Origin of the sequence: Mycobacterium sp. 1081908.1 (assembly GCF_001673535.1) — a bacterium.
In the GTDB taxonomy this organism is placed as follows: Bacteria; Actinomycetota; Actinomycetes; order Mycobacteriales; family Mycobacteriaceae; genus Mycobacterium.
The window spans coordinates 18,711-42,589 of sequence record NZ_LZLY01000085.1 but is presented as its reverse complement, the minus strand read 5'-3'; the positions used below and the strand labels follow the sequence as shown (position 1 = coordinate 42,589).

At 71.0% G+C, this 23,879-nt stretch carries 23 protein-coding genes, 1 pseudogene and 1 riboswitch; of the genes and pseudogenes, 10 read left to right on the top strand and 14 right to left on the bottom strand.

Annotation, left to right across the window (positions count from 1 at the left end; genetic code table 11):
* Positions 1–17 precede the first annotated feature (17 nt).
* From A5655_RS11935 to thiC, 5 genes are all read right to left on the bottom strand, one after another.
* Complete coding sequence (locus A5655_RS11935) at positions 18–452, bottom strand: MarR family winged helix-turn-helix transcriptional regulator (protein WP_067010064.1); 435 nt, start codon at positions 450–452, stop codon at positions 18–20.
* Positions 453–507: 55 nt separating this feature from the next.
* Positions 508–732 carry a hypothetical protein gene (locus tag A5655_RS11930; protein ID WP_067010062.1) on the bottom strand — a complete coding sequence of 75 codons (225 nt, stop codon included), beginning with the start codon at positions 730–732 and terminating at the stop codon, positions 508–510.
* A 9-nt stretch (positions 733–741) separates the two neighbouring features.
* Positions 742–1,365 carry an alpha/beta family hydrolase gene (locus tag A5655_RS11925; RefSeq protein ID WP_067010059.1) on the bottom strand — a complete coding sequence of 208 codons (624 nt, stop codon included), beginning with the start codon at positions 1,363–1,365 and terminating at the stop codon, positions 742–744.
* Positions 1,362–2,189, bottom strand: a complete 828-nt coding sequence (thiD, locus tag A5655_RS11920; protein WP_067010057.1) for a bifunctional hydroxymethylpyrimidine kinase/phosphomethylpyrimidine kinase — start codon at positions 2,187–2,189, stop codon at positions 1,362–1,364. Before thiD ends, A5655_RS11925 begins: the two co-directional genes overlap by 4 nt.
* Positions 2,186–3,802, bottom strand: coding sequence for a phosphomethylpyrimidine synthase ThiC (gene thiC, locus A5655_RS11915; protein WP_067010226.1), 1,617 nt, complete (start codon positions 3,800–3,802; stop codon positions 2,186–2,188). Before thiC ends, thiD begins: the two co-directional genes overlap by 4 nt.
* Positions 3,793–3,903: riboswitch (TPP riboswitch) on the bottom strand. (Overlaps the previous gene by 10 nt.)
* Positions 3,904–4,029: 126 nt before the next feature.
* On the opposite strand from thiC, the gene A5655_RS11910 reads away from it, so the two are divergent.
* From A5655_RS11910 to A5655_RS11900, 3 genes are all read left to right on the top strand, one after another.
* Positions 4,030–4,650 (top strand): PAS and ANTAR domain-containing protein, encoded by a 621-nt coding sequence (locus A5655_RS11910; RefSeq protein WP_082978615.1) that lies wholly within the window; start codon positions 4,030–4,032, stop codon positions 4,648–4,650.
* Positions 4,651–4,752: 102 nt separating this feature from the next.
* The gene (locus A5655_RS11905; protein ID WP_067010052.1) at positions 4,753–5,115 is read left to right on the top strand and encodes an STAS domain-containing protein; all 363 of its coding nucleotides are present in this window, start codon (positions 4,753–4,755) and stop codon (positions 5,113–5,115) included.
* Positions 5,112–8,900: a SpoIIE family protein phosphatase gene (locus tag A5655_RS11900; protein WP_067010047.1), complete on the top strand. Its 3,789-nt coding sequence runs from the start codon at positions 5,112–5,114 to the stop codon at positions 8,898–8,900. Before A5655_RS11905 ends, A5655_RS11900 begins: the two co-directional genes overlap by 4 nt.
* Here A5655_RS11900 and A5655_RS11895 read toward each other — a convergent pair.
* Complete coding sequence (locus A5655_RS11895) at positions 8,897–9,172, bottom strand: hypothetical protein (protein WP_156764828.1); 276 nt, start codon at positions 9,170–9,172, stop codon at positions 8,897–8,899. The genes A5655_RS11900 and A5655_RS11895 overlap by 4 nt on opposite strands.
* Before the next feature lie 63 nt (positions 9,173–9,235).
* On the opposite strand from A5655_RS11895, the gene A5655_RS29120 reads away from it, so the two are divergent.
* Positions 9,236–9,532, top strand: a complete 297-nt coding sequence (locus A5655_RS29120; protein WP_255361999.1) for an Rv1535 domain-containing protein — start codon at positions 9,236–9,238, stop codon at positions 9,530–9,532.
* Here A5655_RS29120 and A5655_RS29115 read toward each other — a convergent pair.
* The 5 genes and pseudogenes from A5655_RS29115 to A5655_RS11870 form a co-directional block, all read right to left on the bottom strand.
* Positions 9,498–11,867 (bottom strand): annotated as a pseudogene (locus A5655_RS29115) (cation-translocating P-type ATPase); the annotation flags it as partial. The gene A5655_RS29120 and the pseudogene A5655_RS29115 overlap by 35 nt on opposite strands.
* A 1,818-nt stretch (positions 11,868–13,685) precedes the next feature.
* Positions 13,686–14,126, bottom strand: a complete 441-nt coding sequence (locus tag A5655_RS27855; protein ID WP_067010223.1) for a hypothetical protein — start codon at positions 14,124–14,126, stop codon at positions 13,686–13,688.
* Positions 14,127–14,302: 176 nt separating this feature from the next.
* Positions 14,303–15,109, bottom strand: coding sequence for an exodeoxyribonuclease III (locus A5655_RS11880; RefSeq protein WP_197508672.1), 807 nt, complete (start codon positions 15,107–15,109; stop codon positions 14,303–14,305).
* Positions 15,110–15,126: 17 nt separating this feature from the next.
* Positions 15,127–15,882 carry a GCN5 family acetyltransferase gene (locus A5655_RS11875; RefSeq protein ID WP_067010038.1) on the bottom strand — a complete coding sequence of 252 codons (756 nt, stop codon included), beginning with the start codon at positions 15,880–15,882 and terminating at the stop codon, positions 15,127–15,129.
* The gene (locus A5655_RS11870; RefSeq protein WP_067010036.1) at positions 15,882–16,475 is read right to left on the bottom strand and encodes a peptide deformylase; all 594 of its coding nucleotides are present in this window, start codon (positions 16,473–16,475) and stop codon (positions 15,882–15,884) included. Before A5655_RS11870 ends, A5655_RS11875 begins: the two co-directional genes overlap by 1 nt.
* Before the next feature lie 204 nt (positions 16,476–16,679).
* On the opposite strand from A5655_RS11870, the gene A5655_RS11865 reads away from it, so the two are divergent.
* Genes A5655_RS11865 through A5655_RS11840 form a run of 6 tightly spaced genes read left to right on the top strand, consistent with a single transcriptional unit; the run spans position 16,680 to position 20,831 of the window.
* Entirely contained in the window at positions 16,680–16,988 is a 309-nt protein-coding gene (locus tag A5655_RS11865; protein WP_066917645.1) for a DUF3263 domain-containing protein, read from the top strand.
* Between the two features lie 19 nt (positions 16,989–17,007).
* Positions 17,008–17,481, top strand: coding sequence for a LytR C-terminal domain-containing protein (locus A5655_RS11860; RefSeq protein WP_067010033.1), 474 nt, complete (start codon positions 17,008–17,010; stop codon positions 17,479–17,481).
* Between the two features lie 46 nt (positions 17,482–17,527).
* Positions 17,528–18,229 carry a superoxide dismutase family protein gene (locus tag A5655_RS11855; RefSeq protein ID WP_067010030.1) on the top strand — a complete coding sequence of 234 codons (702 nt, stop codon included), beginning with the start codon at positions 17,528–17,530 and terminating at the stop codon, positions 18,227–18,229.
* A complete protein-coding gene (locus tag A5655_RS11850) occupies positions 18,219–19,349 on the top strand; it encodes a glutamate--cysteine ligase (RefSeq protein WP_082978614.1) in 1,131 nt (376 codons plus the stop codon). Before A5655_RS11855 ends, A5655_RS11850 begins: the two co-directional genes overlap by 11 nt.
* A 1-nt stretch (position 19,350) precedes the next feature.
* Entirely contained in the window at positions 19,351–20,001 is a 651-nt protein-coding gene (locus A5655_RS11845; protein ID WP_067010024.1) for an LON peptidase substrate-binding domain-containing protein, read from the top strand.
* An 11-nt stretch (positions 20,002–20,012) separates the two neighbouring features.
* Complete coding sequence (locus A5655_RS11840) at positions 20,013–20,831, top strand: enoyl-CoA hydratase-related protein (RefSeq protein ID WP_067010020.1); 819 nt, start codon at positions 20,013–20,015, stop codon at positions 20,829–20,831.
* 111 nt (positions 20,832–20,942) lie between these two features.
* On the opposite strand, the gene A5655_RS11835 is transcribed toward A5655_RS11840, so the two are convergent.
* The 3 genes from A5655_RS11835 to A5655_RS11825 form a co-directional block, all read right to left on the bottom strand.
* Positions 20,943–21,875, bottom strand: a complete 933-nt coding sequence (locus tag A5655_RS11835; RefSeq protein ID WP_067010017.1) for an SDR family NAD(P)-dependent oxidoreductase — start codon at positions 21,873–21,875, stop codon at positions 20,943–20,945.
* A 17-nt stretch (positions 21,876–21,892) separates the two neighbouring features.
* Positions 21,893–23,299, bottom strand: coding sequence for an MFS transporter (locus A5655_RS11830; protein ID WP_231999141.1), 1,407 nt, complete (start codon positions 23,297–23,299; stop codon positions 21,893–21,895).
* Between the two features lie 92 nt (positions 23,300–23,391).
* Entirely contained in the window at positions 23,392–23,868 is a 477-nt protein-coding gene (locus A5655_RS11825; protein WP_231999140.1) for a hypothetical protein, read from the bottom strand.
* Between the last annotated feature and the right edge of the window lie 11 nt (positions 23,869–23,879).

The window sequence follows — 23,879 nt, the reverse complement described above, 5'->3', positions numbered from 1 at the left end:
GGTGTCCCCTCTTTTCGTCATTCGGTCAGGCGCTCGAGCAGCGACAGCGCATCGAGGATGATCCGGCGTTCCCGTTCGGAATACCGCTCCTGGATGGCGCGCGCCAGCCATTCCTCCCGCAACCGGCGATCGCTCTCGGCGCGCCGCCGGCCCTTGACGGTCAGCGAAACAACCTGGCGGCGGCCGTCTTCGGGGTCGGGCGCGCGTTCGATGAGCCCGCGTCGCTCGAGCGCGGCCACGATCGTGGCCATCGACTGCGGTCGCACCCCTTCGGCGCCGGCCAGCGCGCTGGCCGACGACGCGCCCTCTTTCCAGAGACGGGTGAGCACCGCGGTCTGGGACGGCGTGAGGTCGTCGTCGACCCCGAGGCTGCGCAGCCGCCGGCGCAACCGGCTGAACAGCACCCGCAGATCGCGGGCCGCCGCCACGGCCGAGTCACCGACGCCGTCCATGACTCCACCCTAAATTAGACAGTCAAAACTGTCCAGTTTTAGCTGACTAAAGCCGTCACGTCATGCAGACGTTTGCGACGATCAGGACCGGCCACGACACGATCGAGCCCAGGAAGGACACCGCCAGGTCGACGCCGTGCATCTGGTGCAGATGCTCGGTGTGGGTGGTGGACCAGATGGTCCCCACCAGCAGGTAGGGGGTGCCGAGGATGAGCCCGATCGCCATCAGCTGGGCGATGCTCAGCCGGAATTCGAGCACTCGGCGAAGTTTTTCCAACATGGTTGCGGTTTATGTTATTCGAATCAGCCGCAGCGCGGCCTCGATCGCGAGCGCGGGCACGTCCAGGGTCTTCGAGCGCAGGTCATGGCGCGCGCCGGTGATCTCGACGACCTCCGTCGGCGCGGCGATCAGCGCGGCGGCGGCGCGCAGCTCCTCGGGCGTGCCGAACGGATCGGACGTCCCGTGGGTGAAGACGGTGGGCACCCGGATGTCGGGCAGGTGCTCGGTGCGGGCTCGCTCCGGCTTGCCCGGCGGGTGCACCGGATAGGAGAACAGCGTCAGCACGTCCACCGGAGCCTCGCCGCCGGCCACCACCATGGACGTCTGCCGGCCGCCGTAGGAGTGGCCGCCGGCGATCAGCGGGCCCCCGGACAGCCCGCGGCACAACGTGATCGCCTCGACGATGCCCTCACGGTCGCCGGCCGCCGAACCGGACGGCGGGCCCTTGGGCCGGCGCCGGCGGTACGGCAGGTTGTAGCGCACCGCGAGCCAGCCGCGCCGGGCCCATTCGTCGCAAACCCGTTGCAGCAGCGGCGATTCCCGGTCGCCGCCGGCTCCGTGGGTCAACACCACGACGCCGGCCGGCGATCCCGCGGGTTGGTGCGCGACGCCGGCGATCTGATCGAGGTTCACGAGAGCCTGAACAGGGGCGAGACGGGGCCGTGGCCGCCGCCCAACGGGTAGGCGGCGCGCAGGGATTCGGTGACCCAGCGCTTGCCGAACCCGACCGCGTCGGGCACCGTGAAACCGTGCGCCAGCGCGCACGCGACCGCGGTCGCGAGCGTGTCACCACCCCCGTGGTCGTTGCCGGTGGGCAGGCGAGGCGAGTCGAACTCGTGGAAGTCGGCCCCGTCATAAAGCAGGTCGCAGCTGCGGTCCGACGAGCGCAGGTGGCCGCCCTTGACCAACACCCAGCGCGGGCCGAGCGCGTGCAGCGCCTTGGCCGCCGCCCGCTGCGACGCGGGGTCGGTCACCTCGATGTCCACCAGCAGCCGCACCTCGTCGAGGTTCGGTGTCACCAGCGTGGCGAGCGGAAACAGCTGTCCGCGCAGGGAATCCAGGGCCGACGACGCCATGAGCGCGTCGCCGTGCATGGACGCGCACACCGGGTCGACGACGAGCGGCACCGTCAAGCCCAGCCGGCGCCAGGTGGCGGCCACCGCCGCGATGATGGCCGACGACGCCAGCATCCCGGTCTTGGCGGCCTGGATGCCGATGTCGGTGACCACGGCGTCGATCTGGTCGCCGACCACGTCGCCGGGCACCTCGTGAAAGCTCTTGACCCCCAACGTGTTCTGCACGGTGACCGCGGTGACCGCGACGCAGGCGTGCACGCCCAGCAGCGCCATGGTGCGCATGTCGGCCTGGATGCCCGCGCCGCCGCCGGAGTCCGATCCGGCGATGGTCAGCACGCGCAACGGCGTGCAGCCCGCCGGCGCCAACGGCAGGAAACTCACTGCGTGATCGGCAGATACACCCGATTGCCGTGCTCGGCGAACTCGTGCGACTTCTCCGCCATCGCGGCCTCGATCGCCTCCTCGCTGTCGAGACCGTGCGCGGCCGCGTAGTCGCGGACGTCCTGGGTGATGCGCATCGAGCAGAACTTCGGCCCGCACATCGAGCAGAAGTGCGCCGTCTTGGCCGGTTCGGCCGGCAGCGTCTCGTCGTGGAATTCCCGCGCGGTGTCGGGATCCAGCGACAGCGCGAACTGGTCGTTCCAGCGGAACTCGAAACGCGCGGTGCTCAACGCGTCGTCGCGCTCCTGGGCGCGGGGGTGCCCCTTGGCCAGGTCGGCCGAGTGGGCCGCGATCTTGTAGGCGATCACGCCGTCCTTGACGTCCTTGCGGTCGGGCAGCCCCAGGTGCTCCTTGGGGGTCACGTAGCACAGCATCGCGGTGCCGGCCTGGGCGATGATCGCCGCGCCGATCGCCGACGTGATGTGGTCATAGGCCGGCGCGATGTCGGTCGCCAGCGGGCCCAGCGTGTAGAACGGGGCCTCCTCGCACAGCTCCTCTTCCAGCCGCACGTTCTCGACGATCTTGTGCATCGGGATGTGCCCCGGACCTTCGATCATCACCTGCGCGCCATGGGCTTTGGCGATCTTGGTCAGCTCACCCAGGGTTCGCAGCTCGGCGAACTGGGCGGCGTCGTTGGCGTCGGCGATCGAGCCCGGCCGCAGCCCGTCGCCGAGCGAGAATGTGACGTCGTAGCGCGCGAAGATCTCGCACAGCTCGTCAAAGTTGGTGTACAGGAACGATTCCCGGTGATGAGCCAGGCACCAGGCCGCCATGATCGACCCGCCGCGGGACACGATGCCGGTGACCCGCTTGGCGGTCAGCGGCACGTACCGAAGCAGCACGCCGGCGTGCACGGTCATGTAGTCCACGCCCTGCTCGCACTGCTCGATCACGGTGTCGCGGTAGATCTCCCAGGTCAGCTCGGTGGGGTCGCCCTTGGTCTTTTCCAGCGCCTGGTAGATCGGCACCGTACCGACGGGCACCGGCGAGTTGCGCAGGATCCACTCGCGGGTCTCGTGAATGTTCTTGCCGGTGGACAGGTCCATGATGGTGTCGGCGCCCCAGCGGGTGGCCCAGACCATCTTGTCGACCTCTTCGGCGATCGACGACGTCACCGCCGAGTTGCCGATGTTGGCGTTGACCTTGACCGCGAACGCCTTGCCGATGATCATCGGCTCGCTCTCGGGGTGGTTGTGGTTGGCCGGGATCACCGCGCGGCCGCGGGCGACCTCGTCGCGCACCAGTTCGGCGGGCAAGCCCTCGCGGGCCGCGATGAACGCCATCTCGGCCGTGATCTCACCGGCGCGGGCCCGCTGCAGCTGGGTGCCGCGGTCGCGGACCACGCCGGGCCGCGCCGGCAGCCCGGCCGTCAGGTCGATCGCCGCGTCCGGATCGGTGTAGGGCCCGGACGTGTCGTAGAGGTCGAAGTGGTCTCCGGTGGACAGGTTGACCCGCCGGAAGGGCACCCGCGCACCGCCGTCCAGCTCGCGGTAGGCCTTGCTGCTGCCCCAGATCGGTCCGGTGGTGACGGACGGCTCGATGGTGACGGTCATGCTCTTCTCCCTACGCCGGCATTACCCGGTCAGGTTCGTACGGTCGACGGCCCCGAGCCGTCCTCTCAGCGCACTCGGCGTGCGCTCCCGCGTGGTGGATGGGTCCGTCCGCGACGTTACCCCCTAGACGGTAGCCGCGAGTACCCGCCGGGTGGGAGGATGCAAACGTGCAACCCGCCGAGAGCCCGACGCAGCCGAGCGGCGCAACCGAGGCCGCGACCAGGTACATGAATGTCGGCGCCTTCCGCTTCTGGTTCGTCGGTCAGCGCTGGGAATGGTCCGACGAGGTGGCCCGGATGCACGGCTACGAACCCGGCCAGGTGGTGCCGACGACCAAACTGCTGCTGTCGCACAAGCATCCCGAGGACCGCGCCCACGTGCAGGACCTGCTGGACTACGCCCTGCAGTCCGAGGAGTCGTTCTCCAGCCGCCACCGGTTTATCGACACCGCGGGCAACGTGCACGACGCGATCGTGGTGGCCGACCGCATGCTGGACGACTCCGGCGCCGTGGTGGGCACCGCCGGGTATTACATCGACCTCACCGACACCTTCGACGAGGCGCGCCAGGAAGTGCTCGACGAGGCGCTGCCGGACCTGTTCGAGAACCGCGCGGCCATCGAGCAGGCCAAGGGCGTGCTGATGTACGTCTATCGGGTCAGCCCCGATCAGGCCTTCCGCGTGCTGCAGTGGCGCTCGCAGGAGACCAATGTGAAGCTGCGCTCGCTGGCGAAGCAATTGCTCGCCGAGGTCATGACGCTGCCCGCGCCGACCGCCGCCGCCCAAAGTCAGTTCGACCATTTGCTGCTGACGGTGCACGAACGGATTCCCGCGGAGCCTTCCGGGTAATCGCTAGGCTTCGAAACATTCTTTCCTGGGCATGCTGCTAATTCGGGCCGTCGCAGTGGTGCCCAGGGAAGGAATTCTCCCTTGTTCGAGGCGGTGAAAGGCATGGAGTTGTTGGCGGTTGACCACGAGGCCCGGGAGGACGCTGTACTCGTTCGGGTAACGGGCGATGTCGATTCCAGCACCGTCGACCAGCTCACGCCCCATCTGGTCGCCGCGCTGCAGGTGGCCGCGAAGCATCCGGCGCGGCTGGTGATCGTCGACCTGCAGCCGGTGACCTTCTTCGGAAGCGCGGCGTTGAACGCGGTTCTCGATTGTCACGAGGGCGGGAGGGAAGCCGGCACGTCGGTGCGGCTGGTGGCGGACAACGACCAAGTCCTTCGACCGATCCAGGTGACCGAGCTCGATCGCATCCTCGAGGTGTATCCGACGGTGTCCGACGCGCTGCAACGCGACCGCCGGCAATGAATCCGCTGCCGGCCGACCTCGCGGCCGCGGTCGCCCTGGGCGGCGAGATGGGCCGCCGGTTTGCCGAGTTCGATTGGGCCGCACATCCTTTGGGACCGCCGCAGCAATGGCCGGCCGGGTTCCGCGCGGCGGTGGTGACGGCGCTGACGTCGCGGTTCCCGATCGTGCTGTGGCTGGGGTCGCAGGATCTGTTCCTGGTCTACAACGACGCCTACATCTCGGCGCTGGCCGACAAGCACCCGTCCGCGCTGGGCCGGCCCGGCCGGGAAGTGTGGTGGGACATCTGGGAACCGATCAGCCCCATGCTGGCGAGCGTCGTCGCGACCGGCAAAGCCACCTGGTCCGACGACTTGCTGCTGACGATGGTGGTGGAGGGCCGGCGGCTGGACCGGTATTTCACCTTCACCTACGGCCCGTTGATCGGCGATAGCGGCGACGTCTCCGGAATCTTCTGCGCGGTCAACGAAACGACCGAACGGGTGCTGGGGGAGCGGCGCCTGCGCCTGCTCAACGACGTGGCCGCCGCCGCCATGGGCGCCCAGAGCATCGACGAGGCCGTGGCCGCGGCCGTCGCGGCGTGTGCGGCCCAGCCGGCGGACCTGCCGTTCATCGCCGCCTACGTCGCCGGCGCGGACGGCGACGTCGCGCTGCGGGGCGCGACGGCGTCGGTGCTGCCGGTCCTGCCCCGATCGCTTCGGACCCTGATCAATTCCGGTTCGAAGTCGGAGATCGGCGACGTCGCGGCGGCGGTTCCCGGGATCGAGGCGATCCTCGGTGGCGACTGCCCCGAGCGGGCGCTGGTGTTGCCGCTGGGCGAGGGCGATACCGCCGGGGCGCTGGTGGTCGGGATCAATCCGCGCCGCCTGCTCGACGACCAGTACCGCGGCTTCTGCCAGCTGCTGGCCGACCAGCTGTCGGCGACATTCGCGCGGATCGCGTCCTACGAACAGCAGCGGATGCGGGCCGACGCGCTCGCCGAGTTGGACCGCGCCAAGACGGCGTTTCTGACCAACGTCAGCCACGAATTCCGCACGCCGCTAACGCTTTTGCTGGGACCGCTGGAGGACGCCCTGTCCGATGCGCCGCCCGAAAGCGCGCTGGCGGATCGGCTGACCACGGCGGCGCGCAACGCGCGGCGCCTGCAGCGCCTGGTCGACTCGTTGCTCGATTTCTCGCGCATCGAGGCGGGCCGGGCGAACGCCAAACTGGTGTGCACCGACGTCGGCGCGCTCACCGAGCACATCGCGTCGTCGTTCACCGAGCTGTGCCGGCGGGCGGGCCTGGATCTCGTGTTGGACTACGGCCCGGCGATCGCCGACGTCGACCCGGGCATGTGGGAAACCATCGTGCTCAACCTGCTGTCCAACGCCGTCAAGTACACGCTGCGCGGATCGATCACGGTCGAGGTGCGCGCCGAGCCCACGGATTGCCGAATCACGTTGCGGGACACCGGTGTCGGGATCGGCCCGGAGGACCTGGACCGGCTGTTCGAACGCTTCTACCGGGCCGACAACACCCGCGGCCGCAGCGTGGAGGGCGCCGGCATCGGGCTGTCGCTGGTGCGCGGGCTGGTCGAGCTGCAACGCGGAACGGTGGAGATCGACAGCGAACCGGATCGCGGAACCGCGGTCACCATCCGGCTGCCCCGATCGGCCAACGCCACGCCCGTCGAGTCGTCCCCCGCCGGCGCGCCGGACGGGGGCAACCCCTACGTGGCCGAGGCGCGGCAGTGGCTGACCGCCGTCGCGGACCCGGTCGCTTCGCGGGACGGGCAGCGCCGATTGGTGCTGGTCGCCGACGACAACGCCGACATGCGCGCCCACCTGGAGCGCGTGCTATCGCCCCATTGGCAAACGGTTTTGGTCGCCGACGGGCAGTCGGCGCTGGCCGCGGCCCGGGAGCTGCGACCGGACGCGATCGTGACCGACATCATGATGCCGGGGCTCAGCGGCTTCGACCTGGTCGCGGCGATCCGCGCGGATCCGGCGCTGGCCGCCACTCCGGTCCTGATGCTGTCGGCGCGTGCCGGCGCGGAGGCTCTCGACGAGGGCTTCGCCGCCGGGGCCGACGACTACCTGCCCAAACCGTTCCGGTCGCAGGAGCTGGTCGAGCGGGTGGCGTCGCGGTTGTCCGCGGTCGCTCGCGAGCGCGATCGCCAGCGCCGCGAGGCGCCGCTCGACCTGGCGCAGCTCGACGCCGCCCTGCAGGCCGCCGACTCGGTGGCCGGAATCTTGCGCGCGCTCATCGACTCCAGCTCCGGTCCGGGCGATGCCGCCGCCGTGACGATCGGGTTGTTCGACGGCGAGCGCCACGTCCGGTTCGAGTACGCCGGCGACGTCCCCGCGGAGGTGCGCGACCGCTACCACGTCGCCGCGCTCGACGCGCCCTTGGTCGGAGTCGACGTCGTGACCGCCGGAGAGCCGATGGTCATCACCGACACCTTCGACCTGCCCCCGCGCTACGAGCACGCCGTGCGCGACACCGCCGCAAGTGTCCGCGCGTGCGTCGCTCATCCGTTGCGGGACAACGGGGGTCGCGTCATCGGCGTGCTGGTCCTGCTGTGGCCGGCCCCGCGCCAGTTCGACGCCGCCGAACTCGACACGTTCGCACGGATCGCCGCGCTCACCCAGTCGGCGGTGGACCGCGTGCGCGTGATGGCGCGCGAGCACCGGATCGCCGTCGACTTCCAGGAGCACCTGCTCGACCTGGACCGCGGCTCGACCGCGGCCGTCGTGGCGGCCGTCTACCAGCCGGCCGGGGAGGCGATGCGCGTCGGCGGCGACTGGTACTCGGTGACCCCGCTGAGCCACCCGGGAAGGATCGGCATATCGGTCGGCGACGTCGTCGGGCACGGCCTGGCCGCCGCGATCGTGATGAGCAGGCTGCGCGCCGCGGTGGCCGCCTCGGCGCTCAGCGCGGCCGAGCCGGTCTTGGTGCTGGGCGCGTTGGACAGGTACGCCGCCAGCATCACCGGCGCCCGCTGCGCGACGGTGGCCTACGCCCTGATCGACACCGGCGCGGGTGGCGCCACCGTCAGCTACAGCTGCGCCGGGCACCCGTACCCGTTGCTCATCCCCCCCGACGGTGATCCGGTCTTCCTCGAGTCGGGTCGGCGGCCCCCGGTGGCCGTGGCGGACGCCGTGGCCGACGACGCCGCGACCGCCGAGCTGGCGCCGGGCAGCCTGATGCTGCTCTATACCGACGGACTCATCGAGCGGGCCGGGGAAACGCTCGACGAGGGGTTCGCCCGCCTGAAGGCGGCGGCCGCCGGTTGCGCCGGCCTGCCGGTCGAATCGGTGTGCGCCGAGCTGCTGGCGCGGATGACCCCGCCGGGGGGCTACCGCGACGACGTCGTGGTGCTCGCGCTGCGCCCGCCCCACACGGCCGCGCGCAGCTTCGCCACCGTGCTGCCGGCGGTGCCGGCGCAGATCCCCGTCGCGCGCCGCCGGCTGCGGGGCTGGCTGGACGGCCTCGCGGCGGTGCCGCGCCGCGAGGAGGACATCCTGCTGGCGACCGGGGAGGCGGTCACCAACGCCATCGAACACGGCAGCCGCTGCGAGCCGCGACAGACGGTCTCCGTCGAGGCCTTCGTGCACGGGCGGACCGTCGCGGTCACCGTCAGCGATAGCGGGAGTTGGGTCGGCGATTCGTCCGTCAGCATGCGCAGCCATCGTCGCGGGCGCGGGCTCACCCTGATCGGTGGGCTGGCCGACCGCGTCGCCACCGTCCGCACCTCGGGTGGCACCCGCGTCACGCTGGAGTTCGAGCACGCGGTGAGCGACTAGACCTCTTCCATCGCCTCGCCGAGCTCCTCGAGGAGCCGGTTGTGGTGGTTGCTGGCCAGCACGTGGCCGGCGGCGATGACCAGCGCGACGGGCCAGTCGATGAGTTCGAATGCCGCCAGGGCGGCCAGGCCGCCGTAGTAGGCCAGTTGCTCCGGGCGCGGAATCTCCACCTGACCCACCACCGGCACGTTCACCACGAAGGTTTCGCCCTCGCGGATCTTCTCCACGGCTTCGCGCTGCGTCGTCCCCTTGCGCGATTTCTTTTCGGCCATGATTCGCCTTTCGGTAACGAAGGGTTTGCCGCCCCGCCGGGTACTCCGACCAACGTCGGACTTATGTCGACGACCGACTCCGTGTCCGACCCGCTGGTTTCGTCGATCGCTTTGGTGCTGAAGGTGCCCCTGGTGGAACTCTATGCGCTGCTGTGGCGGGTCGGGGTGGTCGAGATTCGCCATTCCGATCGGACGGCTCAGCGCTCGTCGCGTCAGGTGCCGGTGGCAGCGTGTGCGGCGTGCCCCAACCGTCCGAAACCCGGTTCAGAACGGCTATCGCGATCGTCGCCCCGGCGGCGGCACCCAGCGCCTGTCCCCAGCCGAGGGGACCAAGCGGCGTGCAGCCGAGCAATTGGCTGACCACCGGGATGCTGATCAGCGTTCCCATCGCGCCGAGCGAGCCCACCGCCGTGAGCACCACCAGCGGGGCGTGAGAGTCCAGCAGCGTCTGGCCCAGCTCGGCGCCGACTAGCGCGACCAGCGCCACGGTGGACGCCCGCTGCGGGCGCCCGGTGACGCTGGCCATCGCCCACGCCACCGTCGTCGCGGCGGCTGTGGTGACCCCACGGATGGCCACCGCGCGCCACAGCGCGGGCTGGTCGGGGCCGCGAACGCCCGGGTCGATCGGGGTGCTGGGCTCGCTGACCGCAAGGGCGGCGGCCGGCAGCGCGTCGGTCATCATGTTGACCAGCAGCAGCTGGCGGGTGTTCAGCGGCGACGTGCCGGTGATCGCGGCACCGATGACGGCGAACAGCACCTCGCCGGCGTTGCCGCCGAGCAGCACCGACACCGCCGCCTGCACCCGCTGCCACAGCTGGCGCCCCTCCTCGATGGCCTGCACCAGCGCCTCGATGCGGGCGTCCACCAGGACCACGTCGGCCGCCATGTGGGCCGGGTCGCTGCCCCCCGACACGACGCCAATGCCGACGGTGGCGGCACGGATGGCGGCGGCGTCGTTGGAGCCGTCGCCGACCATCGCGCACAGCACGCCGGCACCCTCCAGCGTCTGGACGACCTGCACCTTGTTCTCGGGCGTCATCCGCGCGAAGATCACCCGCTCGGTCACGACGCGCTCTTGTTCCTTGCGCGACAGCGCGTCCCACTGCGAACCGCTGATCACCTGCTCGTCGGTCACCGACAGGCCCAGCTCCCGGGCGATGGCCAGCGCGGTGATGGGGTGGTCGCCGGTGATCAGCTTCACGCCCACCCCCTGCCGGCGCAGGTTCGCCAGCAGGTCGACCGCCTCGGCCCGCGGCGTGTCGGACAAGCCGAGGAAGCCCGTCAGCGTCAGCCCGTCGCGGCAGAAATCCGCGATGTCGTCGGGGTCGTCCCGGATCGCCTCGGCCTGTTGCGGCGTCAGCCGGCGCTGCGCCACCGCGATCACCCGCAGGCCGCCGGCGGCCAGCTCGCCGACCGCTTTCTTGATCTTCGGGCCGGTGTTGTCGCAGGCGGCCAGCACCACCTCGGGCGCACCCTTGACGGTCAGCTCCGTGCCGGTGACCGACGCGGAGAACGACCGCCCGGAGCGGAAGGGCAGGTGCGCGTCCGCTTCCCCGCTCGGCGCCGAGCCGTCGAGCGAACGCAGCGCCGCCTCGACGATGGCGGCGTCGGTGGCGTGCGCCTGCGGGCTGCCGTTGGCGGCCGGGGCGGCGTGCGCGGCCTCGCGCAGCACCTCCTCGGGAGGGTGCCCCGGCGCCGGGCGGACCTCCGCCACCCGCAGGCGGTTCTCGCTGAGCGTCCCGGTCTTGTCGAAGCAGACCACGTCGATGCGGCCGAGCGCCTCCACCGAACGCGGAACGCGGACCAGCGCGCCGAACTTGGTCAGCCGTCGCGCCGAGGCCGACTGCGCCAGCGTCGCCACCAGCGGCATCCCCTCGGGGACCGCGGCGACGGCGATGGCGATGCCGCTGGCCACCGCCTGGCGCAGGCCCGTTCCGCGCAGCATGCCCAGCCCGCCGACCAGCGCGCCGCCGGTGACGCTGACGGGGAAGGCCCGATTGGTGAGCTGGCTGAGCTGGTGCTGCAGGCCGACGTCGGAGGACGTGTCGCCGGACACCAGCTCGGCCGCCCGGCGTTCCTGGGTGTCGGCCCCGACCGCGGTCACCACGGCGACCGCGGTGCCCGCCACGACGGTGGTCCCGGCGTACAGCATGCAGCGGCGCTCGGCGAGGTCGGCGCCCGGCGTGGCGTCCACCTGCTTCTCCACCGACAGCGACTCGCCGGTCAGCGTCGACTCGTCGACCTCGACGTCGACCTCCTCGACGATCCGGGCGTCGGCGGGCACCACCTCGTGCGTCCGGATTTCGATGACGTCGCCGGGCCGCAATTGCGCGGCGATGACGTCGGTGTACGTCCGCTCGCCGTCCAGGCCGGTCTCGACCCGCCGGGCCGGCGGGATCTGCTGCGCCAGCAGGCGGTCGAGGCGGTTCTCGGCGCGCAGCCGCTGGCTGGCCGCCAGGATGGAGTTACCGGTCAGGACCGAAAACACCAGGACGGCGTCGACGGGCGAACCGAGCACCGCGCTGGCCGCCGACCCGAGCGCCAGCACCGGGGTCAGCGGGTCGGTCAGCTCGGCGCGGACGGCCTTGAGCAGCTGCCACACCGCATTCGGGGGTGCGTCGACCCGCCCTTCGGGCCGGGCCTCCGCCTCCGGGCCGGGCGGCGGCAGGGCCCTGCGCACCTGCTCGACCGACATCGCGTGCCATTCGTGAACGGCCGCCGGCCGCGGCGAGTCCGCGGTCATGACCCCGCGTGCCAGCAGGTAGCCGGAGAGCGCGCCCGCCGCGGCGCCGGTGGTCACCGGGCCGGGCCCGATGCCGCGGACGCCCGGGATCATCAGGAGCGATCCCATGGCCGTCGCGCCCGCCGATATCCCGACCCCGCGCTGGGTGGCGGCCTTGGCCGCCGGGAGCGCGTGCAGGACGCGCCAGGCGGCCGTCAGGTCGGGCAGCACCAGATCGGCGCACCAAGGCGGCGGGCCGGCGCCGGGCCGGGGCAGCACGCCCAGCGCCACGTCCGCGGACGAAAGCGCTTGTGCGCCAGACGAAGACAGCACGGCGACCGTGCGACCCGCCCGCTGCAGTTCGGCGACGGCGCGGGCGAGGGCGTCGTCGACCGACCCGTTGCCGAGCGGCGTGATCTCGTCGAAGGCGGGCCGCAGCTCGCCCAGCGAATCGACGTCGACCGACACCAGGTCCGCCCCGCTGCGGTGGGCCTCGGCGACCACGGCCGACGCCAACGGGTCGTGGGAGGGGCGGAAAAGCGCCTCGACCGTCGCGTGCGGATCGCTGGCCGACATCCCCGGCACCCGGTGCCAGCCCGGCCGGTGGCCGTTGTTCTGCAGCACCACCTGGGCGCGGTTCCACGCGGCGGACAGCTCACGCTCGTCGGCGCCGCGGATGCGCGCCACCCGCATGCCGGTGGTGCACAACACCCGTGGGTCGATGACGATCGCGTCGACGCGGTCGAGGCGGCGCAGCGCGTCCGGCCGCAGCGACAGCACGGCGTGCCGCTCGGCCAACCCGCGTCCGAGGGAGGCGGCGAACGCCTCCGGCGTGGTGCGGCTGGCCTTGGGGGCGGTCACCAGCACCGCGGTGGCGGTCATGTTCGGGTTGCGGGTGGTCACCGCGACCAGCCCCGCGCCGAGCGCCTGGACGAGCGCGAAACGGCCGGCGCTGCGTTCCACGACCCGGGCCCGCGGCGGCCTCGGCGACGGCGCGTCGCCGGGCGGTTGGTCGGCGTGGCGGGCCAGCTCGGGTTCGTGGTGGCGCCAGGCCCGGGCCTCGGCGCGGCATTCGGCGGCCTTCATCGATTGCATCAGCAGACCCACGGACAGCGACGCCGGCGCGAGGGTGACGGTTTCGGCGGCCGCCATGGCCAGCGTCAGCACGGTGTCCGTGGCGGGCCCGCCGATGCGGTCCTCGATCAGGCGCCGCAGCCAGGGCTGGTAGTCGATCGCCACGATGGGCGCCTGGACGCCGATCGGCAAGCGCGGCCAGTGCAGCGCGCGGCCGGCCAGCGCGACGCCGAGCCCGGCCGCGTTGGCGGCCAGCGTCACGGCCCTGGTCGCCGCCACCACGCCGTCGCCCGGCAAATCCGTGGCGGGCGCCTTGCTCGTTGCGCGGCAACGCTTTTCGGCGTCCTCGACGACGCGGCACAGGTCACGCAGCGAGGCGTCCGGATCGCCGAGGGTGACGACGACGCGCGACAAGGGATGGTTCAGGCTGGCCGACGTGACGCCGGGGTGCTCGCGCAGGCCGTCGAGCACGGCCTGGCCCAATTCGCCGTCGCTGGCGTCCTCGAGGCCGCGGACCTCGATCCAGGCGCGTTGATCCCCGCGCCAGCAGCGCCGGCTCAGCGTTTCCTGGGGCAGGTCGCCGGTGAGCGCCCTGGCGCCTTCGCGCAGCGGAATCGCCGCGATGTGAAGGGCCTCTTGTGCCAGTCCGGTCAGAGCCCGCAGCGGCGTCGATCGTGGTAACGACGTGACAATGCTCAAGGGCTCCCCGGACGATTCTCAGTTGGTGCTGCGCAACTCGGCGGCACCGGCGCGGCGCCCGGCCGCCTTCTTGGCCGCCGGCTTGCCGGCGGCCTTCTGCGGCACCGCCTTTTTCGACGGCTCGGACGGCACCGGCTTGAGGTTCGCCTTCGGCGCCGCGGCGCTCTCGGGCTTGCGGCTCATCCTGTGCAAGAGCAGCGCCCCGCCCCCGACGGCCAGCAGCACCGGCCACTCGACCAGGCCGGCCACGCCGATCGCGCCGAGCGCCAGCGCGGCCGCCGGCGTCGAATGACTGCCGCTGCTGATGCCGCGTTTGATGCCCTCAGCGGCTCCGGTGACACCGCCGACGATTCCGTTGACCGCGGCGCCACCCACGGCGCCCGCGGCCGCCGTGGTCGCGTCGGCCGCGCGACCCACCGTCTTGCCTACGCTGCGTACTGTCCCACCGACGACACCCATGATCACTCCCTGGTATCTCATCGCTCTCACTGGGAACCGCGTGGCAACCCGTGTAACCGCTGAACGCGAGGTTAACAGCAACAACGAAATTGTTCTCTCTATCTATAAGGCGAAAGCCTGCCACTTTACAAACGCGCGTACAACGAGCAACTTCGTAAACCGGGCTCACATCGACCTTAAATGTGGCTCACATCGACCAGCACCGGTGCGTGATCGCTGGGGGCCTTGCCCTTGCGTTCGTCCCGGGCGATCTGCGCGGCCGTCACGCGGCGGGCCAACGCGGGCGATGCGAGGATGAAATCGATGCGCATGCCCCGATTCTTCGGGAACCGCAGCTGGGTGTAGTCCCAGTAGGTGTAGACGCCCGGGCCCGGGGTGAATGGCCTTACCACGTCGGTGAATTGCGCGTCGAGGATGGCGTCGAACGCGCGGCGCTCCGGCGCGGAGACGTGGGTGGCGCCGGCATAGAATTCGGTGCTCCACACGTCGTCGTCCGTCGGGGCGATGTTCCAGTCGCCGACCATCGCGATCGGCGCCTCCGGATCGTCGCGCAGCCAGCCGGCCGCCGTATCCCGCAGCGCGGCAAGCCAATTCAGCTTGTAGGTGTAATGCGGGTCGCCGACGGCGCGGCCGTTGGGCACGTACAGGCTCCACACCCGCACCCCGCCGCAGGTGGCGCCCAGCGCGCGGGCTTCCGCGGTGGCGGCCACCTCCGGCTTGGACGTCCAGGTGGGCTGGCCCGCGAAGCCGACCGCGACGTCGTCGAGGCCGACGCGGGAGGCGATGGCCACGCCGTTCCACTGGTTGAAGCCGACGTGCGCCACCTCGTACCCGAGTTCGAAGAACGGCAGGGTGGGGAACTGGCCGTCGGCGCACTTGGTCTCCTGCATGGCGAGCACGTCGACGTCGGCGCGGGCCAGCCAGTCGAGGACCCGGTCCAGGCGCGTGCGAATCGAATTCACGTTCCAGGTGGCGAGCCGCAGCGTGCCGTCGGGCATGGCTAGACGGTATCGGTCGCTCGGATGAAGCGGCGCCGGTGGTGCAGCCGGAAGCCGAGGGACGCGGCGTGGGCGACGTTGTCGGCGTCGTCGTCGCCGACCTGCAGGTAACCGCGGGTCGCCCCGCGGCCGGCGCCCCAGGCCAACAGCGTCTCGCAATCGCCCGCCGGGCCGTCGGCCGAAAGGCACAGCCACCGGGTGCCGTCGGGTGCTTCGGTCACCGCCGCGCGCCAGCCCCCCTCGTGCCGTGGTCCCGGCGTGACGCCCGCGAGGTCGCGTACCAGGATGCGTTCGGTGCGTTCGCCCGGCAGGCCGGGTGGGATCCTCACCAGGCGGTCGGGGATGACCAGCCAGGGCGTCAGGTCGCGCTGCCGGTACCAGTCGACGATCGCGGGGACCGCGCTCAAGCGAGCCGAAATGTCAAGCGGCGTGGCCGAATCGGCGAAGGGGCCGCCGCCGGGGCCGGTGCGCAGCAGCCAGCCGTCGAGCCAGGCCTGTTCGGCGCCGGGCCAGGCCGCGACGGCCACCCGCTCGATGGCCCGGATGTCGGAGGTGCGCACCGGCGCGTCGGTCAGCGCCCGCAGCGCGACGACGTCGGCGGGCGCGAACTGCACCACCGCGCCGGTTTTCGTCCGCACCCGCACCAGCGGGTCGACCGCCAGCAGGTGGCCGACCGCGTCGGTCAGCGGCGGCACCGACCCGGCGGGGAGCCGGTAGCGAACCGTCACCCGCGTTCCCAGGTCCGGCCACGAGACCATCAGTGACCGAACGGGTCCGGCCCCTCGCCCGGCAGCCACGACAATCCCGGAACGCCCCAACCGTGTGACTTCACGGCCCGTTTCGCGGCGCGCGCGTGCCGGCCGATGAGGCGATCCAGATACAGGAAGCCGTCCAGGTGACCGGTTTCGTGCTGCAGCATCCGCGCGAACAGGCCGGTGCCCTCGATGGTGATCGGGCTGCCGTCGGCGTCGAGTCCGGTCACCCGCGCCCACTTCGCCCGGCCGGTGGGAAAGGACTCGCCGGGAACCGACAGGCAGCCCTCGTCGTCGTCGCCCGGGTCGGGCATGGTTTCGGGAATCTCGGAGGTTTCCAGCACCGGGTTGATGACGACGCCGCGGCGGCGGTCGGTCAGGCCGCGGTCCTCGGAGCAGTCGTAGACGAAGAGCCGCAGGCCGTATCCGATCTGGTTGGCGGCGAGCCCGACGCCGTGCGCGGCGTCCATGGTGTCGTACATGGTGGCGATCAGCTCGGGCAGATCGGCCGGCAGCGAACCGTCGGCGGCGACGGCCACCGGCGTCGTCGGGGCGTGCAGGACCGGATCTCCGACGATGCGTATGGGGACGACTGCCATGATCGGCTAGCTTAAGCGGGGTCCGTGGGGGCGCCGGGGGGAGCCGGGCAATCGCAGCCAATCGGCCGACTCGCGGGTCTGGATTACGGCTTGAGGGTTCGCGGCGTGGTTCAATATTCGCGCGAAACATGCCCTTTAAACGCCTACGTAAGTCAGTCATTCGAGCACGTTGAGAATCGCCGGAAGGGTCCAGGGGAAGCGGATATGGACAGCGCCATGGCGCGGGCAAATCGATCGGGGGACGACGCTGATATCGCCGATGGCCTCACCCGTCGCGAACACGACATCCTGGCGTTCGAGCGCCAGTGGTGGAAGTACGCCGGGGTCAAGGAGGACGCCATCAAGGAGCTGTTCTCGATGTCGGCGACGCGGTACTACCAGGTGCTCAACGCGCTGGTCGATCGACCCGAGGCGCTGGCCGCCGACCCGATGCTGGTGAAGCGGCTGCGACGGCTGCGCGCGAGCCGGCAAAAGGCACGGGCCGCCCGCCGACTCGGCTTCGAGGTGACCTGACTCGCTACAGTGGGGCTCGATGAAAGAGCGTGTGCCCGACTCCACGGGCCTTCCCCTGCGGGCCATGGTGATGGTGCTGTTGTTCCTGGGCGTCATCTTCCTGCTGCTCGGGTGGCAGGCGCTCAGTTCCTCCGGGAAGTCCGATGACGAGTCGTCGTCTGCGGCTTCCAGCGTCACCAACACCACCAGCGCGACGGGCGCGACCACCAGCGCCCCCGCGAACCAGGCCGAGGTGCACGTCTACAACATCTCGTCCAAAGAGGGTGTCGCGGCAAAGACCAAGGATCAGCTCACTTCCGCTGGGTTCAAGGTGACCGACGTCGGAAACCTGACGATCCCCGACGTCACCGCCACGACGGTGTACTACAGCGATGCCGAGGGTGAGCACGCCACCGCCGACGCGGTGGGCCAGAAGCTGGGAGCGCCCGTCCAGCCGCGGATTCCGGCGCTCAAGGACCAGCCGCCCGGCGTCATCGTCCTCGTGACGGGCTGAGCATCGCAACTCCAAATTCGGGGATGCTCGGGATAGGCTTCTCGCTATGCCTAAGCACCGCAATGCCGCTGCTGCCGCCGCCGCCGTGTCCGCGATCGCATTGGTGGCGGGGTGCGCATCGCCCCAACACGCCGCGACCGTCCCCGGCACCACGCCCGCGGTGTGGACCGGGTCGAGCGCGCCGACGGCGAGCGCGGGCACCGAGGGCGATCAGCAGCAGCAACCCGCTGGGCGCAGCATCACCACCCAACTGAAGGGGCCCGACGGGGTCGAGGTCGCGACCGCGAAGTTCGATTTCAGCAACGGCTATGCCACCATCACGATCGCGACGAGCGGCGCCGGCCACCTCGCGCCCGGCTTCCACGGCGTGCACATCCACAAGGTCGGCAAGTGCGAGGCCAATTCGACGGCCCCGACCGGCGGCGCGCCCGGCGACTTCCTGTCCGCGGGCGGGCACTTCCAGGCGCCCGGGCATTCCGCCGAGCCCGCCAGCGGCGACCTCACCTCGCTTCAGGTTCGCAAGGACGGTGTCGGGATGCTGGTGACGACCACGGACGCCTTCGCCATGGAGGACCTGCTCACCGGCGAGAAGACCGCGATCGTGATCCACGCCGGGGCCGACAATTTCGCCAACATCCCGTCGGATCGCTACAACCAGACCAACGGAACGCCGGGCCCCGACCAGATGACGATGACGACCGGTGACGCCGGCAAGCGGGTGGCGTGCGGTGTCATCGGTGCCGGCTAGCAGGTCCCGCGCTCACATCGACTTCGCCCGCTCACCGCGGCCGACCATCGGCGTGGAGTGGGAGTTCGCGCTCATCGACGCCCAGACCCGCGACCTGAGCAACGAGGCCCCCGCGGTGATCGCCGAGATCGGCCAAAACCCGCGCGTGCACAAGGAATTGCTGCGCAACACCGTCGAGGTGGTCAGCGGCATCTGCGACTGCGCCGCGCAGGCGATGGAGGACCTGCGCGACACCCTGGGCCCCGCCCGCAGGATCGTCCGGGACCGCGGCATGGAGCTGTTCTGCGCCGGCACGCACCCCTTCGCCAAGTGGTCCACGCAGAAACTCACCGACGCGCCGCGCTATGCCGAGCTGATCAAACGCACCCAGTGGTGGGGCCGGCAGATGCTGATCTGGGGAGTGCATGTGCACGTGGGGATCTCGTCGGCCAACAAGGTGATGCCGATCATGACGTCGCTGCTCAACTACTACCCGCACCTGCTGGCGCTGTCGGCGTCGTCGCCGTGGTGGGCCGGTGAGGACACCGGGTACGCCAGCAACCGCGCGATGATGTTTCAGCAGCTGCCCACCGCCGGGCTGCCGTTTCACTTTCAGACCTGGGCGGAGTTCGAAGGCTTCGTCTACGACCAGAAGAAGACCGGCATCATCGACCACATGGACGAAATCCGTTGGGACATCAGGCCGTCGCCGCACCTCGGCACGCTCGAGGTGCGGGTCTGCGACGGCGTGCCCAACCTGCGCGAGCTGGGCGCGCTGGTCGCCCTGACGCATTGCCTGGTCGTGGACCTGGACCGCCGGCTGGACGCCGGCGACTCGCCGCCGATCATGCCGCCGTGGCATGTGCAGGAAAACAAATGGCGCGCAGCGCGATACGGCCTGGACGCGGTGATCATCCTGGACGCCGAGAGCAACGAGCGGCTGGTCACCGAGGACCTCGACGACGTGCTGACCCGGCTGGAGCCGATCGCCAAGTCGCTGCATTGCGTCGACGAACTGGCCGCGGTCTCCGACATTTACCGCGGCGGCGCGTCGTATCAGCGGCAGCGGCGGGTGGCCGAGGAGCACGACGGCGACCTGCGCGCGGTCGTCGACGCGCTGGTGGCCGAGCTGGATATCTAGCATGACGGCTCCCGAACGCGTTGAGCGGGCGATGTTCCCGCTCGAATCGGCGCTGTTGCCCGGGCAGGAGCTGCCGTTGCGGATCTTCGAGCCGCGCTACGCCGCGCTGGTGCGGCGCTGCCTCGCCGGCGCGGAACCGTTCGGCGTCGTGCTGATCGCGCAGGGCCGCGAGGTCGGCGGCGGCGACGCCCGCTGCGACGTCGGCGTCCTGTCGCGGATCGAGGAACACGCCGACCTCGGCGCCGGCCGGTACGCGCTGCGCTGCCGCACCGGCGAGCGGATCCGGGTGTGCGAGTGGCTGCCCGACGACCCGTATCCGCGCGCGACCGTGACGCTCTGGCCCGACGAACCGGGCGACCCGGTCACCGGCGCGCAGCTGCTCGATCTGGAGGACCGGGTGATCGCGCTGTTCGAGCGGATCGCCCAGGCGCGCGACGCCCGGCTGCCGGAGCGCGAGGTGCTGCTGGGCTACCGGGAGGGCTCTGAAACCCAGGCCGGACAACGCCTGTTCGCGTTGGCATCTCGCATCCCGATCGGCGCCGCCGACCGGTACTCCGTGCTGTCGGCGCCGTCGGCCGCCGACCGCTTCACCGCGCTCAGCGAGGCCGTGGACGCGCTTGCCGACATGGTGGAATTCCAGCTGTCCGAATAGGGGGCGATGCGATGAGCGCCGACGTGACGATCGACATCGACGCGGGCGTGGCCGTGCTGACGCTGAATCGCCCCGACCATCTCAACGCCTATACCGCCGAAATGGGCGGGCTGCTGAGCGGGGCGTACCGCGACTGCGACGGCGACGACGACGTCCGCGCCATCGTGGTGACCGGTGCGGGCAGCGCCTTTTGCGTCGGCGCGGATTTCTCGGGCAACATCTCGCCGTTCGACGCCCCGGCGGACGCCGGCGCGTTCTCGGCGTCGCCGATCGACCCGGCCGCCTTCGAGTTGCGCAAGCCGGTGATCGCCGCGCTCAACGGTCACGCGATCGGGATCGGCCTGACGATCGCCCTGCAGGCCGACATCCGCGTGGTCGCCGAGGACGCCAAATATGGTGTGGTGCAAGTGCGCCGGGGAGTGATACCCGACTGCATGTCGCACTGGACGCTGGCGCATCTGGCCACGCTGGGGGTGGCCGCCGAGGTGCTGCTCACGGGCCGCACCTTCACGGGTGCCGAGGCGGTGGCGCTCGGCATCGCGAACCGGGCGCTGCCGGCCGAGCGGGTGCTCGACCACGCGGTGGAGATGGCCCGCGACATCGCGGCCCACGTGGCGCCGATGTCCGCGGCGTTGTGCAAGCGACTGCTGTGGGACAGCGCCATCCACAACTACACCCCGCGACAGGTGGCGTCGCTGGAAACTCAGCTGCACCACCGCGTGATGGGCACCGCGGACGCCCGCGAGGGGGTCACCGCGTTCCTGGACCGCCGCGCGCCGCGGTTCAGCTCACGGCTCTCGGCCGACTGGACGGACCTGCCGGAGCCCTGAGCGTCGGGTGTGCATCGGTGTACTTGTTTGTGCATCCAGGGCGAAAATTCGGCGAATATCCCGCCCTACGTTCACACGCGAATGCCTGGATTCACACGCGAATGCCGTGATTCACGCCCTGTCGCACAACTTTTCGGACAGCAGCCACCAGTCCGCGGCGCGCTGTTCGTCGCTCGCGTAGGGCGCGACCGCGTCGCTGACCCGGCAGTCTTCCAGGTACAGCGCGCCCTTCTCGGCCAGCTCCGGGCTGACCGCGGCCCACACCTGGGTGGCCGCGCCCTGCTCGGGCGTGGCGCGATCCAGCCCGCCGTCCGACGGCTCGCCGCGGGCTGCGGCGCGGGCGGCCACCATCTTGCGCAGCTCGGAGAAGTCCGTGCGGGACATGTAGCGCGCCAGGGAGGTGGCCACCGTGCCCGGATGGACGGCGAAGGCGCGGATGCCCGAGCCGCGCAGCCGCCGGTCCGCTTCCACCGCGTGCAGGATGTTCGCCGTCTTGGACGCGCCGTACGCGACGAACTTGTCGTACCGTCGGCTCTCCCAGTTGGGGTCGTCGAAGTCGACGTCGCCCATGACGTGGCCGCCGGAGGACAGGGTGACGATGCGGGCCTGCCGGGCGGCCGCCAGCTGCGGGACGAGCAGCCTGGTGAGTTCGAAGTGCCCGAAATGGTTTGTGCCGATCTGCGTTTCGAAGCCGTCGGCGGTCCGGCCGAACGGCGTGAACATGACACCGGCGTTGTTCATCAACACGTCTATCGCCGGCGCGACGTCGCGGATCGCGCCCGCCGCGGCGCGGACGCCGGCCAGCGCCGTGAGGTCGAGCGCCACCGTCGAGGCCCGGGCGCCGGGCACCTCGGCCGTCACCCACCGGGCCGTCTGCGCCAGGGCGTCGGGATTGCGGGCGGCCAGGACGACGTGCGCGCCGGCGGAGGCGAGCGCGCGTGCGGACTCGCGGCCCAGCCCGGACGACGCACCGGTGATCACACATGTCTTGCCGGACAGGTCGATTCCCTCGACGACCTGCAGGGCGGTGCGACGTTCGGTCATGCTCGATGACAGTAGCGTCAGCGCGCCGGGTTGAGCTCCAACGGGATCTCGGCGACGGGCTCGGCGGGCGCCGGCGCGTTCTTTATGGCGAGGCCGCCGACGGCGGCGCCGACGAAGAACAGCGCCGCGCTGACCACGATGAGCCGGGCAAAGCTGGCATCCGTGAGCCGGTTGGCGGTGATCACCCCCACGCAGGCCACCGCGATCAGCGCGGAGGTGCGCCCGGTCGCGTTCTGGATCGCGGCGGCGATGCCGCTGTGCGCGGACTTGACGGCCGCCAGATTGACCACCGTCAGGGGGGTGACGGCAAGGACCATGCCGACGGCCAGCACGATCCGGCCCGGCAACACGTCGGTGACGGCGTGCAGCCCGTGCGCGGTGGGGCGGATGAGCAGCAGCCCGAACCCGGCCAGCGCGGGACCCGCGATCAGGAAGACGCGCGGTCCGATCCAGGCGGCCAGGCCGCCGACGCCGCGGGCGAACAGCAGCGACATGATCGGGCTGGGCAGCGTGATCAGGCCCGAGGCGGTGGCCGAATACCCCGCCACCTCTTGCAGGTACAGCGCGATCGCCAACGAGCCCATCGTGATGCCGCCGTAGACGAACGCGGTGACGAGGTTGGCCCCGGCGAAGTTGCGCGCGGCGAACAGGCTCAGTGGCACCATCGGGTGGGGCGCGCGGCGCTGCCATGCCACGAACGCGAACAGCGCCGCGATGCCCACCGCCAACGCCGCCCTGACCAGCGAGTCGGCCCAGCCCCGCCGGCCCTGTTCGATCAGCGCGTAGACCGTGGCGGCCAGCCCGACCGCCGACAGCGCGGCGCCGACGATGTCGAGCCGGACGCGGCCGGAGGGGCCGGGAATCCCCCGCAGCCAGAACGTCAACGCAAAACCGACGGCGATGGGGACCGCCGACAAGACGTAGATCCAGCGCCAGCCCAGAAAGTCCACGGCCAGCCCGCCCAGCAGCGGTCCGACCGCGAACGCGGTGCCGGTCCACGCCGTCCAGGATCCGATCGCGGCGGCCCGGCCACCGGGCTCGAACGTCGAGTTGATCAGGGCCAGCGAGCCGGGCACCAGGAATGCGCCGCCCAGCCCCTGCACGAGGCGCCCGGTGATCAGCACCGATGGGGTGCCCGCGGTGGCCGCCAGCGCCGAGCCCACCCCGAAGGCCGCCAGCCCGAAGCGCATCACCGGTATCCGGCCGAACAGGTCGGAGATGGCGCCGCCGGGCAGGACCATGGCCGCCACGGCGAGCAGGTAGCCGTCGACGACCCACTGTTGGGTGCACATGCCCCCGCCGATGTCGCGCTGCGTGGCCGGCAATGCCAGGTTCACGACGGTGCCGTCGAGGAACACGACCATCGAGACCATGATCGCCACCGTCATGACCCGCGTCGTCGGGGCGACATCAGGGAACTTCACGAAACCGGTCCTGCTCTGCTCGGTGATTGTCGGACGCTGGTTAGTAGCCAACCGGGTTACATCAGCTCGGACGAATGAACGGGCTAAACGGTTCAGGCGATGGCGGCCGCGGCTTCGCGCTCCGCGAGTGACTTCAACGTCAGCAACTGTTTTCGCATCATCACGAGGTCACCGAGCGCGAGGACACGGGCGATCGGCCGCGGCCCGGGGAAGAGCACTCGCGCGTGAAGCCGAGACCCGCTGCCCTCGGGCCGGACGCGGTACGTGACGGCTACGCCCTTGGACCGCAACGTGATCTGCTCACCGTCGACGAACGAGTGCAGTGTGAAGATCATCATGAACCGCTGCCCGACCCGCAGGTTAACCAATTCGGGGTCGCGTTCGCGCGGACTGCGGCGGCCGAGGTTGTCGAGGATGTCGTAGCTGTAGGGCGCGACGCGCAGCTGGCACAACCACGAGAAGACGACGGAGGAAGGTGCGGCGATGACGATCGCGCGGTCCGCCCGGACGCCGGCGTGGGGACGGAGCGCGTCGCAGGGCAGGGGCGCCGCTCGTTCCGACGGAGGCACTGCCGCAAGGC

Excerpts from the sequence above, each read along its gene's own strand:
- A5655_RS11860 (WP_067010033.1), top strand. The coding sequence starts at position 17,008 with ATGAAAGAGCGTGTGCCCGACTCCACGGGCCTTCCCCTGCGGGCCATG.
- A5655_RS11910 (WP_082978615.1), top strand. The coding sequence starts at position 4,030 with ATGAATGTCGGCGCCTTCCGCTTCTGGTTCGTCGGTCAGCGCTGGGAA.
- A5655_RS11870 (WP_067010036.1), bottom strand. The coding sequence starts at position 16,475 with ATGGCAGTCGTCCCCATACGCATCGTCGGAGATCCGGTCCTGCACGCC.
- A5655_RS11935 (WP_067010064.1), bottom strand. The coding sequence starts at position 452 with ATGGACGGCGTCGGTGACTCGGCCGTGGCGGCGGCCCGCGATCTGCGG.
- A5655_RS11865 (WP_066917645.1), top strand. The coding sequence starts at position 16,680 with ATGGACAGCGCCATGGCGCGGGCAAATCGATCGGGGGACGACGCTGAT.
- A5655_RS11905 (WP_067010052.1), top strand. The coding sequence starts at position 4,753 with ATGGAGTTGTTGGCGGTTGACCACGAGGCCCGGGAGGACGCTGTACTC.
- A5655_RS11840 (WP_067010020.1), top strand. The coding sequence starts at position 20,013 with ATGAGCGCCGACGTGACGATCGACATCGACGCGGGCGTGGCCGTGCTG.
- A5655_RS11835 (WP_067010017.1), bottom strand. The coding sequence starts at position 21,875 with ATGACCGAACGTCGCACCGCCCTGCAGGTCGTCGAGGGAATCGACCTG.
- A5655_RS29120 (WP_255361999.1), top strand. The coding sequence starts at position 9,236 with ATGTCGACGACCGACTCCGTGTCCGACCCGCTGGTTTCGTCGATCGCT.
- A5655_RS11930 (WP_067010062.1), bottom strand. The coding sequence starts at position 732 with ATGTTGGAAAAACTTCGCCGAGTGCTCGAATTCCGGCTGAGCATCGCC.
- A5655_RS11900 (WP_067010047.1), top strand. The coding sequence starts at position 5,112 with ATGAATCCGCTGCCGGCCGACCTCGCGGCCGCGGTCGCCCTGGGCGGC.
- A5655_RS11845 (WP_067010024.1), top strand. The coding sequence starts at position 19,351 with ATGACGGCTCCCGAACGCGTTGAGCGGGCGATGTTCCCGCTCGAATCG.
- A5655_RS11855 (WP_067010030.1), top strand. The coding sequence starts at position 17,528 with ATGCCTAAGCACCGCAATGCCGCTGCTGCCGCCGCCGCCGTGTCCGCG.
- thiC (WP_067010226.1), bottom strand. The coding sequence starts at position 3,802 with ATGACCGTCACCATCGAGCCGTCCGTCACCACCGGACCGATCTGGGGC.
- A5655_RS11875 (WP_067010038.1), bottom strand. The coding sequence starts at position 15,882 with ATGGTCTCGTGGCCGGACCTGGGAACGCGGGTGACGGTTCGCTACCGG.
- A5655_RS11895 (WP_156764828.1), bottom strand. The coding sequence starts at position 9,172 with ATGGCCGAAAAGAAATCGCGCAAGGGGACGACGCAGCGCGAAGCCGTG.
- A5655_RS27855 (WP_067010223.1), bottom strand. The coding sequence starts at position 14,126 with ATGGGTGTCGTCGGTGGGACAGTACGCAGCGTAGGCAAGACGGTGGGT.